6 protein-coding genes are annotated in these 13075 nt (G+C 39.9%); 2 read left to right on the top strand and 4 right to left on the bottom strand.

Annotation, left to right across the window (positions count from 1 at the left end):
- Positions 1-242 precede the first annotated feature (242 nt).
- The 4 genes from QSH13_RS13855 to gltB all read right to left on the bottom strand — a co-directional run bounded on the left by QSH13_RS13855 (position 243) and on the right by gltB (position 9168).
- Positions 243-1511, bottom strand: coding sequence for an amidohydrolase (locus QSH13_RS13855; RefSeq protein ID WP_098941197.1), 1269 nt, complete (start codon positions 1509-1511; stop codon positions 243-245).
- A 14-nt stretch (positions 1512-1525) separates the two neighbouring features.
- Complete coding sequence (gene dcuC / locus QSH13_RS13850; protein WP_072063759.1) at positions 1526-2800, bottom strand: C4-dicarboxylate transporter DcuC; 1275 nt, start codon at positions 2798-2800, stop codon at positions 1526-1528.
- A gap of 500 nt (positions 2801-3300) precedes the next feature.
- A complete protein-coding gene (locus tag QSH13_RS13845) occupies positions 3301-4698 on the bottom strand; it encodes an FAD-dependent oxidoreductase (protein WP_286039297.1) in 1398 nt (465 codons plus the stop codon).
- Between the two features lie 9 nt (positions 4699-4707).
- A complete protein-coding gene (gltB, locus tag QSH13_RS13840) occupies positions 4708-9168 on the bottom strand; it encodes a glutamate synthase large subunit (RefSeq protein WP_286039296.1) in 4461 nt (1486 codons plus the stop codon).
- Positions 9169-9841: 673 nt separating this feature from the next.
- Here gltB and arcB point away from each other — a divergent pair.
- Together arcB and elbB are read left to right on the top strand one after the other, a co-directional pair.
- Positions 9842-12178, top strand: coding sequence for an aerobic respiration two-component sensor histidine kinase ArcB (arcB, locus tag QSH13_RS13835; RefSeq protein ID WP_196544674.1), 2337 nt, complete (start codon positions 9842-9844; stop codon positions 12176-12178).
- A 237-nt stretch (positions 12179-12415) separates the two neighbouring features.
- Positions 12416-13066: an isoprenoid biosynthesis glyoxalase ElbB gene (gene elbB / locus QSH13_RS13830; RefSeq protein WP_109396067.1), complete on the top strand. Its 651-nt coding sequence runs from the start codon at positions 12416-12418 to the stop codon at positions 13064-13066.
- Positions 13067-13075: the final 9 nt, after the last annotated feature.

Here is a 13075-nt window from a genome sequence, read left to right as displayed (position 1 = left end):
TATAGTATTTAGGTTATTTTAAATTTAAAAATATATTTACGGTATTATTTTTTGCGGGATTAATTATTTATCTTAAGATAGGCAATATAGATTTAATTAAAGTTTATTTATTGAATTTTGAATATTATTTATTTTATAGATATATTTGTTTATATTTAAATATAATTCTATTTTTTATGTCGTTAATATATAAAAAAGCTCTGTAAAATAAATTACAGAGCTTTAATGTGATTAAATTAAGATTATTTCAGCAGTTCTTCTAAACAACCTGTATAAAGGTTAACAGCTGTCATTAATTGTTTTTCATCGAAATCAAAGCCTGCTTGGTGGTGACCTGCGGTTCTATCAGCACCAACAACGAAGTACAGTGATTTACCACCACAACGCTGTACGCGTTTTGCTAATACTGTTGCATCTTCACTGCCACCAAATGGACGCGTCGCAACGGCTGTTAGTTCTGAGTGTTTACCCACAACTTTGGTCATCACATCAATCAATTCTTGGTCATTCGTCAAGTCAACGGCTTCACCCATGATTTCACTTTCCATTTCTAACTGGAAGCTATGTGCTGCACCTTCAGCCATACGTACAGCATTTGCTGCCATAAAGCTGTTGATCTCTTCGTTTTCACCACGAACTTCGATTTGCATTTCAGCATTAGCAGGGGTGACGTTACGGCCTTCACCAGCTTTTAATACACCGATATTGATACGTGACATTCCTTTACCGTGGCGAGAAATACCTAGCATTTGTGTTGCTGCATGGCAAGCACCTGCTAATGCATTACGGCCTAATTCTGGCTCTGCACCTGCGTGAGATGGAGCACCTTTAAAACGGAAGTCATATTTAGTGGTACATAAGAAATGTGTTGGGTTAATAACAATTTCACCACTGTTTGCGATAAAGCCTAAGTGTGCACCTAAGAAGTAATCTGCGTCGTCTGCGATACCACTTTCAGCCATCGCACGTGCGCCACGAACACCTTCTTCTGCTGGTTGGAATAAAATTTTAACTTTACCAACAACTTTATCTTTATTCTCAACTAACCAGTGAGCAACACCTAAACCGATAGAGATATGTCCATCGTGACCACAAGCGTGCATTTCACCCGCGTGACAAGAGGCAAAGTTTTCGGCATGAGGACGGTGTTTAGTTTCAGTGGCCTCGTTAACACCCACACAGTCGATATCAAAACGCAGTGCTACTGTTGGACCTGCTTTACCACTGTCGAAGATAGCCACACAGCCTGTAAGTTCTTTCATCTCATCAAGCAGTGCTTCATCAACGTTGTGTTTTCTTGCAATAGCCAGCCCTTTCTCAACGACTTGGCGACGACGACCAAAAGCGAACTCTTGGTTGATAACTTCAGGGCCAACTTTAACTTCTAAACCTAAGCTACGTAATTCTTTAACGATCTTTGCTGTTGTAAGAAATTCAGACCAACCAATTTCTGGATATTGGTGAAATTCGCGACGCCATTTAATCAATTTTTCGAGAGTAAGAGCTGACATATTCATTTCTCCACTTATAACATGAATAACGCAACAGCGATGACGCCAATAATCATACCTGGTGCAGTACGTTTTGCGATTTCCATTGGGTTAATATTTGCAAGGCCAGCACAAACAATAGCAGCGCCGGCTAGTGGTGACATAGTACGGCCTAATGCGCCAGATAGTGCAGCAGCCATACCCATATCAGGAATTTCATAACCGAATTGTGCAGCATGTGGTGTGACTGTTTCGTTGAATGCGAATGCTGCCGCGTCACCAGAACCAGTAATAATACCCATTAAGAATGGCCCTAAAGTACCACCCCAGCGAGCAAATTCAGGAGAATGAGTTAAGAAGTTGATGAACGCGTCGATTAAACCAGATGCTTTCAGACCTGCTGCGAATACAGCAGCTGCAATGATGATACCCAATACATCTCCATAAGCATTACCCATACCTTTAAAGAACTCTTTCGTAATTTGTGCTGGGTTAGTTAATGTGATGAACAGAGCATAGATAGAACCAATTAACATTGCTGCTGGTACAGACAGTTTAAATGTACTGAAAGACTCGAAGAATGGCAGAATTAACAGGATTAATGGAATAAAAGGTGCTGTTGCATATAAGTAGTTAGGGCGAACAGCTTCTGGCGTTGCTTGTGCTGATGAAGATGATGCATCACCAGCAACAGAAGCCATTTTGAACTCTTTTTTCACTAAAGCAACAACAGCGAGTGAAACCGCTGCGATACCACCCGCCATTAAGCTGTATGGACTATGACGAGCGATTAAATCAACCACTTCCATATTTGCCATGTTAGCAACGAAGGCGTTATGCGACATACCTGGGCTTAGCATTGAGCCGATAGTACCACATAATACTGCGCCACCAGCGATAGCCGGGTGAATACGTGCTGCGATTAATAATGGAATAAGTGTCGCACCTACCGCTGCTGCGCAACCAGCTGCTGATGGGATTGCGATATTAATGAAATACGTTACGACAACGGTAGCTGGGATAAGGAAGAAGCCCAGACGAGTCATTACTTTTGATAAAACATGGACCAGATGCATATCGCATTTGGTATATTTCATAACATAAGCAAAACCCATACTCGAACAGATTGCTTGAATTAATGATGAAGACACCATGCGCTCGCTAAATGCGGTAAACGCATCTAATGGGCTCAGACTTAAAATACAGAGTAATAAGCCGGCACCAATTAGCACCATTCGGGTTTCATATTTTTTTATTAGCAAATAGACAGTTACGATAATAACGGCTACTGCGATAAGTTGCATCACCATAGTGATCCCCTAGTTAATTATGACAATTTTATGAAAACGAACCTAACATCAATAAATTATATTTTTCTGTAAAGTTATTAGGTGACTCCATTATGAAGTTGGTTGGTTGACAATATTTGATTGTTATCAAATTTAATAGCTGAAATAAAATCTATTTTTTTAGACTGTGATGTTATTAACAAATGCTGTAAAACAATTACCATTAAAAGATGACGGAAAGGTTAAACAAAAGGAGACAAAGTAAAAAATACGAAAATAAATTATATTTAATATAGATCGTGAGTGTTATTTTGATACAAAAAAGAATATCGATATTTATCAAAAAATTATTCTATACATTAAATTAAATGCTAATGAGAATGATTTTTGTCTGATGTTTTTATTTTCCTTAAATACTATTTATTAGTTTCACCGATAGTATTGAAAAATTATCCCACTTAAATTAAATGGGATAATAAATACGAGAAATTGTTATTTTAAATAGCGAAAATAAAACATTTTTAACATGATAAATATCGCAATATCCCTTCGGCAGCCTCTCTTCCTTCTGCTATTGCCGTTACCACAAGATCAGAGCCTCGTACAATATCTCCCCCTGCAAACACTTTAGGGTTTGTTGTTTGATTGGGTATTTCTTGATTATCTGAAATAATAATTCTGCCTGAAGATGCATATTCAATATTATTTTCATCTAACCATGGATAATGTGCAGGTTTAAAGCCAAATGCCAGAATAACCGCATCAGCAGATAACAGGTGCTCACTTCCTTCAATCGGTGTTAATGCTTTATCGCTTTGAGTTTTAATAACGCGAATACCGACCACTCTATTTTGATTATCGACTTCAATATCTATAGGTTGAAGATTAAATAAAAATTCCCCACCTTCTTCTTTAGCATTTTTTACTTCGCGTTTGGAACCAGGCATATTGCTTTCATCACGACGATAAACACAAGTCACTTTATTTGCACCTTGCCGAATTGCTGTACGCACACAGTCCATTGCCGTATCGCCACCGCCTAATATCATTACATTTTTATCTTTAAGGTCGATATAAGGTGTTTGAGGATCTTCATCATAACCCATTAAATAACGTGTATTACCAATTAAATAAGGTAGGGCGCTATAAACACCATGAGCATTTTCATTAGGAAAATGCCCGCTCAAACTGTGATAAGTGCCCAATCCTAGAAATACCGCGTCATATTGTGCTATTAGGGTATTAAGGGCGATATCTTTGCCTATTTCTGTATTAAGGCAGAACTCAATCCCCATTTCACTAAATAATTCACGACGTCGGATCATCAGTGATTTCTCGAGTTTAAAAGAGGGGATCCCAAACGTAAGTAATCCCCCAATTTCTGGATGTTTATCATAAACAACCGGTTTTACACCTTGTCGAATAAGAACATCTGCGCAAGCAAGCCCCGCAGGACCAGCACCGATAATCGCGACCTTTTTATTTGTCATCGTGACGTGAGAAAGATCAGGGCGCCATCCTTGTGCTAAGGCGGTATCATTGATGTAACATTCAATATTACCAATTGTGACGGCTCCAAAATCATCATTAAGCGTGCAGGCGCCTTCACAAAGTCTATCTTGAGGGCAAACGCGGCCACAAATTTCAGGTAAGCTGTTTGTTTGATGAGAAAGCTCAGCCGCTTCAATAATACGTCCTTCGTTTGCCAATTTTAACCAGTTAGGAATGTAATTATGAACGGGACATTTCCATTCACAATAAGGGTTACCGCATCCTAAACAGCGATCAGCTTGTGCGGAGGCTTGCTGTGGTGAAAAAGCCTCATAGATTTCAACAAACTCAATTTTACGAATTGCCAACGGTTTTTTAGTCGGCTCAACACGATTTAAGTCGATAAACTGATACACATTCTGACTCATAATGTTCTCCTATTGTGCCTGAACGCGTAATTCAGCAGATGAACGACGAGGATGACCAAGCAACGCATTGACATCACTTGATTTGGGCTTAACCAACTTAAAGTGTTGTGACCAATATTCCCACTGTGAAAGGAATCTTTCTCCTTGCTGAGAGCCTGTTAGCCTGACATGTTCTGCAATCATGCCACGTAGATGTTCAGCAAGAATGGCAAAGGATGCAACAGGTAGCAACTCGATTGACGAAGTGTTGATCCGTTGCGATAACGTGAGATCTTCATCTAACAGATAGGCAAATCCACCCGTCATTCCCGCACCAAAGTTAATACCTGTTTTACCCAGAACACAGACAATACCGCCAGTCATATATTCACAGCCGTTATCACCAACGCCTTCAACGACAGCAATCGCGCCGGAGTTTCTGACGGCGAAACGCTCTCCAGCCAAGCCTGAGGCATAGAGTTTTCCGCCGGTTGCACCATAAAGGCAGGTATTGCCCATAATGGTTGCGTGATGACTTTTAAAAGCAGAGCCAACTGGAGGGGAAATAACAATGCGGCCGCCAGCCATGCCTTTACCAACATAATCATTAGCATCGCCCACTAAGGTTAATTCAACACCTTGTGCATTCCATACACCAAAGCTTTGACCTGCAGTTCCCGTAAAATAAAGTTTAATGGGTGTGGCAGATAAGCCATTTTCACCCTGTTTTTGGGCGATAATGCCTGATAATGTTGCTCCCACAGAGCGGTCTGTATTACGTATATCAAAATAGTATGTTTGGCTTTTTTGTAGTTCAACTGCATCACGAGTCTGAGCAACAATACGCTGATTTAATTCGCCTTTATCATAAGTATTATTATTTTCCTGACAATAAAGCGCATTGCCTGATGGTGAAGTTGCTGTCTCTAATAAACCACCTAAAGAGAGTTTTTGCTGTTTACTGCTAACACCTTCTAGGCACGAAAGTAGATCGGTCCGACCGATTAAATCCGTGATTTTTCTCACGCCAAGTAATGCCATTAACTCACGGGTTTCTTGTGCAATAAAACGGAAGTAGTTAATAACGCGTTCTGGTAATCCGTGATAATGGTTACGGCGGAGCGTCTCATCTTGGGTTGCAACACCCATTGCGCAATTATTTAAATGGCAAATGCGTAGATATTTACAGCCTAATGCCACCATGGGCCCAGTACCAAATCCAAAACTTTCTGCGCCTAAAATCGCCGCCTTAATAATATCTAGACCTGTCTTTAATCCACCATCGACTTGTAAACGAATTTTATGGCGTAGGTCGTTTGCCACTAATGCTTGTTGAGTTTCAACTAAGCCCAGTTCCCACGGGCTACCTGCATATTTTACGGAGGTTAAAGGACTTGCACCAGTACCACCGTCATAACCGGCAATGGTGATCAAATCCGCGTAAGCTTTGGCAACACCAGTAGCAATGGTACCCACTCCGGGCTCTGACACGAGTTTTACAGAAATCAGTGCCGTTGGATTGATCTGTTTTAAGTCGAAAATAAGCTGTGCTAAATCTTCAATAGAGTAGATGTCATGATGAGGTGGCGGCGATATTAAGGTCACACCAGGTACGGCATAACGCAGTTGCGCAATATAAGGTGTCACTTTATCTCCGGGAAGTTGTCCGCCTTCACCAGGTTTTGCCCCTTGTGCTACTTTGATTTGTAAAACATCTGCGCTCATTAGATAAGAAGGTGTTACACCAAAACGACCAGAGGCGATTTGTTTAATACGTGAGACTTTATCAGTACCGTAACGAGCTGGATCTTCGCCCCCTTCACCTGAATTTGAAAATCCTCCTAAGGTATTCATCGCTTGCGCTAGCGCTTCATGAGCTTCTCGGCTTAATGCGCCAATTGACATTGCGGCTGTATCAAAGCGTTTAAATAGTTCAGTTTCAGGTTCGACTTCTTCAATTGAGATAGGCGTTGTCTTGCTATTGAGGACTAGCATATCGCGTAAGGTTGTAATTGGGCGCTGTTGCACAAGGCTTGCATAATGCTGATAATCCGTATATTCCCCGCTATTTACGGCTTTTTGTAGTGCTTGAACCACATCTGGGTTATAGGCATGGTATTCACCTTTATGGGTGTATTTTAATAAACCACCAGCTTCTAAAGGATGACGAGTTAACCAAGCGCGTTTCGACAGATTAAATAAGTCGTGTTCAAAATCATTAAAGTCAGCACCATTAATACGATTATCAACACCGGCAAAACAGAGTTCGACAACGTCATCGTTTAATCCTACGGCTTCAAACAATTGAGAGCAACGGTAAGAGGCAACTGTTGAAATGCCCATTTTGGACATGATCTTATACAATCCTTTATTTATGCCGTTGCGGTAATTCAGCATCACTTGAGCATAGCTTGCTTGCAGGATTTTTTTATCGACACGTTGAGCTAAAGATTCATAAGCAAGATAAGGATAAATAGCCGTCGCACCAAATCCGAGTAATACGGCAAAATGGTGGGGATCGCGGGCACTGGCTGTTTCAACAATAATATTAGCATCACAACGTAAATTATTATCGACCAATGCTTTTTGTACAGCGCCAACTGCCATAGGAGCAGGGATCGGTAATCGTTCTTTAGTGATATTTCTATCTGATAAAACTAATAATACTGCCCCACGATGAACTTCCTGTTGTGCTTTTGCGCATAATTGGCGTAATGCTGTTTCTAGGTTGTATTCTGTTGGTTGATAAGTGATATCAAGATGAACGGATTGGTAATAAGGATTTTCTTGATTAATAAGCTGTTGGAAATCGCTATAAAGCAAAATAGGTGATTTAAAACTCAGCCGATGTGCTTGACCTTCCGCTTCGCAGAACACATTCATCTCGCGTCCAATGCAGGTCGCTAAAGACATGACATGTGCTTCTCTTAATGAATCTATTGGAGGATTTGTGACTTGCGCAAATTTCTGTCTGAAATAGTCGTAAATAAGGCGAGGACGTTGAGAAAGTACAGCAAATGGAGTGTCATCACCCATTGAGCCAGTGGCTTCTTGCCCATTTTCTGCAAGTACATGCAAAATGCTTTCAAGCTCTTCTTGGCTATAGGCAAATTGTTTTTGATAAGTGGCTAATAAGGTGTCATCAAAGGCGCGTTGTCCTGTGGCTTGTTGTTCTGGTAACTCTTCAAACGGCGTTAAGCGTTTGACATTGCGCTCTAGCCACAGTTTATAAGGATGACGTCTTTTTAAATCCTCATCAGTTTCGGCGGAGTGCAAAATGCGTCCTTGATGAGTATCAATGACCATCAGTTCACCAGGGCCGACTCGTCCTTTTTCTCGCACTTCATCTGGTTGATAATCCCAAATACCAATTTCAGATGCACAAGTGATGATATTATCTGTGGTGATAACGTAACGAGCTGGACGTAAACCGTTTCTATCTAGCGTACACGCAGCATAACGACCATCTGATAATACAATGCCCGCAGGGCCATCCCAAGGCTCCATATGCATTGAGTTAAAATCAAAAAATGCCCGTAAATCATCATCCATTTGTGGATTATTTTGCCATGCCGGTGGCACTAACAATCGCATTGCTCGAACAATATCCATACCACCATTGAGAAAAAGCTCTAACATATTGTCGAGTGAACTTGAATCTGAGCCACTCTCATTTACAAAAGGGGCTGCACTTTGTAGATCAGGGATCAGTGGTGTATGGAATTTATAGGCACGAGCTCTAGCCCATTGGCGATTGCCTGTGATGGTATTAATTTCACCGTTATGGGCTAAATAACGAAAAGGTTGTGCAAGTGGCCATCTGGGAGTGGTATTCGTTGAAAAACGCTGGTGGAATAAACAAATTGAAGATTCCATTCGTAGATCAGCCAGATCGGTAAAAAAACGAGGTAGATCGATGGCCATGCAAAGGCCTTTATAAACCGTCACTAAATTAGAAAGGCTGCAAATATAAAAATCACTGTCAGTAATGCGTTTTTCAATGCGTCTACGAGCAACAAAGAGTCGTCTCTCAATATCACTTATCCGCCAGCCTGCTGGTGCATTAACAAAAACTTGTTCGATTAAAGGAAGAGAGGAAAGCGCAATACTGCCTAAAATTTCAGTGTTAATAGGAACTTTACGCCAGCCAACAATAGAAAGGGTTTCACGTTGTAGCTCTTCTTCGACGATGAGACGGCACTGTTTGGCAATATTAGGATCTTGGCTTAAAAATAGCATACCTACGGCGTAATTTTTTGCTAAACGCCAGCCTTTTTCTTGCGCAACTAATTGGAAAAAACGCTCTGGTTTTTGTAAGAGTAATCCGCAACCATCACCGGTTTTGCCATCAGAAAGAATAGCACCACGATGTTGCATTCTGGCGAGACCATGTATGGCATTTCTGACAATCTTATGGCTGGCTTGCCCTTCAATATGCGCGATCAACCCAAATCCACAATTGTCTTTTTCCTGTGTCTTTTGATAGAGCATTTTTGCTTCCTACTTAGTTTACTGGGCACCTCAAAAAAAGAGCGCAAAAGGAACGTTTTGGCTCAAAGTATGTAGGTAAATTTATGGGTGTTCAGTCGGGTGATGTTGTGTTTGCCTAGCTCGGTGTGTTTTTTATATTGCTCTGCTATGCCTTTTAAACTTATCGATAAATAAAAATCAGGTCAATGTGTAGGGAGATTTGACTAAGATAAAATAGGTAAGGAAAATTACATTCTAACATGTTGATTAATATGTGAATTATTCTGTTTTAAAATGGTGTGGAAACGATTTTTTAATGTGAGCTATATCACTCTATTTGAGCTATTTAGCTTTATCTCATCCTTTAATGATAAAAACGAGTAGTGAGTTATTCTGACGAATATATAAAATTTGGAATTTTATTGTTTTTATACATTTTGTATAAAAAAAGACAAATTGCGTTTTTTATAATAAGGTCTAATTATCGATGATATAGCTATCAATTATGTTGATTGGTTTTGTATTATCTTTATTAATGCAGCTGTCCCAGATAGGCTCGTTAAGAGAAAATAGAGGGTTAAATCAAACAAAGTAATGAGAAATAACTGCTCGTAGCAAGATTTCTGAATGTTCGCCACTGCGCCAATTCATTTTTGGGTTATCATTCCATAGATTCAATATATTGGAGTTTTCAATGAAATTGCTCAAAGGGCTTGCCCAATACTACGTTGACTTAATGATGAGGCTGGGGCTAATTCGCTTCTCATTGTTGTTAGCTTCTGCATTAGTTGTTTTAGCGATGGTTGTTCAAATGGCGGTGACATTCTTGCTTGCAGGTGATGTTACCAGTATTGACCTTGTTCGCTCTATTTTCTTTGGACTGATTATTACGCCTTGGGCTGTCTATTTCCTCTCTGTTGTAGTTGAACAGCTTGAAGAATCACGACGCCGTTTATCTCGTATGGTGGATAAACTAGGCGTAATGCGCCAGCGCGACTTAGAGCTTAACTCTCAATTAAAAGAGAATATTGAGCAATTAAACTTGGAAATTCAAGAGCGTGAAAAAGTTGAAAAAGCGCACCTTGAACTACTAGAAAAACTAAAAAGTGAAATGAAGCGTCGTGAATTGACGCAAATCGAGCTTGAACAGCAATCCTCACTTTTACGCTCATTTCTAGATGCTTCTCCTGATTTAGTTTATTACCGTAATGAAGATAATGAATTTTCAGGATGTAACCGTGCGACGGAATTACTGACAGGTAAAAGTGAGAAGCAACTTATTGGTTTAACACCGCTTGATGTGTATGACGAAGATATTGCAATTAAAGTGATGGAAACGGATGAAAAAGTCTTCCGTCATAATGTGTCACTCACTTATGAGCAATGGTTAGTTTATCCTGATGGGCGCAAGGCTTGTTTTGAGCTGCGCAAAGTGCCGTTTTATGATCGTATTGGTAAACGTCATGGCTTAATGGGCTTTGGACGTGACATTACAGAGCGTAAGCGCTATCAAGACGCGTTAGAGAATGCAAGTCGTGATAAAACCACCTTTATCTCAACAATCAGCCATGAATTGCGTACACCGCTAAATGGTATTGTTGGATTAAGCCGTATCTTATTGGATACCGAGCTTTCACCAGAACAACTCAATTACTTAAAAACTATCCATGTGAGTGCGATTACGTTAGGGAATATTTTTAATGACGTGATTGAGATGGATAAAATTGAGCGAAGAAAAATTCAGTTAGATAACCAGCCAATTGACTTCACTGAATTTATTTCTGATTTAGAAAACCTGTCTGGATTGTTAGTACAGCCAAAAGGATTGAAATTCACACTCGAAGCAGAAGAAACGCTACCGCATAAGATAACCTCTGATGGGACTCGATTACGTCAGATCTTATGGAATCTTATTGGTAATGCTGTGAAGTTTACTCAAGAGGGTGAAATCAAAGTACGTATTTGGCAAGAGGCGCCAGATAAGTTGTTCTTTGAAGTGAAAGATAGCGGAATTGGTATTCCTAAAAGTGAGCTTGAGAAGATCTTTGCCATGTACTATCAAGTCAATGATAGTCAAGGTGGTCGTTCTGCAACGGGAACGGGTATCGGACTTGCTGTCTCAAAACGTCTAGCACAGCATATGGGCGGTGATATTCGTGTTGAGAGTGAGTTAGGTGAGGGTTCTACCTTTACCCTCTCTATCGTTGCTCCTGCTATTGAGGAGCATCACGATATCGACAGTGATGATGAGCTCTTATTACCTGCTTTAAATATTCTGCTTGTTGAAGACATTGAACTTAACGTGATTGTTGCCCGTTCTGTTTTAGAAAAACTGGGTAATACCGTTGATGTCGCCATGACAGGACAAGAAGCGTTATCGATGTTTAAGCCTGATGAATATGACTTAGTGCTATTAGACATTCAATTACCGGATATGACAGGGTTCGATATTTCAAGAAAATTACGTCAAGAATTCGACAGTAATGAACTTCCACCTCTTATCGCTTTAACAGCAAATGTTTTGAAAGACAAAAAAGAGTATTTGGACGCGGGAATGAATGATGTGCTAAGTAAACCACTTTCTGTGGATGCTCTTACCGCGATTATCAACAAATTCTGGGGGGATGGTGCGGTTTCTGTATCATGTAATGAGTCATCGGAATTGTTGAATAAAAATGAAGAATTATTAGATATAGACATGCTGAATCAATACATCGAACTTGTTGGACCTAAATTAATCACTGATGGTCTAGATGTTTTTGAAAAGATGATGCCAAGTTATATGTCAGTCCTTGAATCTAACCTAACGGCTCGTGATGAGAAGGGGATTTCAGAAGAAGGACATAAAATTAAAGGTGCTGCTGGTTCTATTGGTTTAAAACATTTACAGCAACTGGCTAAACAGATCCAATCATCGGAATTACCTGCTTGGTGGGACAATGTTCAAGAATGGGTAGATGAGTTAGAAAGAGATTGGAGAAAGGATGTGGAAAGTTTGAGAAACTGGTTATCAGGCACTAGAAAAAAATAACCCCAACCGAAGGTTGGGGTGCGCGAATACTGCGCCAACACCAGGGAAACTTTTCTATCCGCTTTTTTTGATTCTCATTACATAGGCGAATAGGATGAAACTATTCCATACATCATACATGCAACAAAATAGCAAAGATAAGTTTTTTTGTTACAAGAAACATTTAAATATGTGATGCCGATTGGTGTTTACACCTATAAATGGGTAACTAGTAATCTACTACAAACGGAGAAAGATATGAAATCAATTGCGGTAATTTTAAGTGGTTGTGGTGTATTCGATGGGAGTGAAATCCATGAATCAGTGCTCACAATGCTTGCTTTAAGCCAAAATAATGCTGAAGTTCATTATTTTTCACCTAATGAATTACAACCAACTGTAATTAATCACATTACAGGCGAAGAAAAACCAGAAAAAAGGAATATGATGGAAGAATCTTCTCGTATTTCTCGTGGTAAAATCTCCCCTTTATCAGAGGCAAAGGCCGAAAACTTTGATGCTGTCATTATTCCTGGTGGTTTTGGTGCGGCTAAGAATTTGTGTAATTTCGCGACAAAAGGGAGTGACTGTGAAATTAACAAAGATCTCTTAAGATTTGTACAAGCGATACATCAGCAAAATAAACCATTAGGGCTAATGTGTATTGCGCCTGTAATGTTACCAAAAATGTTAAATGCTCCAGTAAAATTAACAATTGGAAATGACGAGGAAACCGCTCGTGCAATTGAAAAGATGGGCGGCGTCCATATAGATTGTCCTGTTGATGACATTGTTGTTGATGAAAAATATCGTGTTGTCACTACCCCTGCGTATATGCTTGCGCAATCTATTGCACAAGCACAGGTGGGGATTGAGAAATTGGTTAAGAAAGTCCTTGAGATGGCATAAAGAGTAGGT

It is taken from the genome of Proteus faecis (assembly GCF_030286765.1).
Taxonomy (GTDB): Bacteria; Pseudomonadota; Gammaproteobacteria; order Enterobacterales; family Enterobacteriaceae; genus Proteus; species Proteus faecis.
The sequence above is the reverse complement of the archived record's forward strand: the minus strand, read 5'-3'. Positions and strand labels throughout refer to the sequence as shown.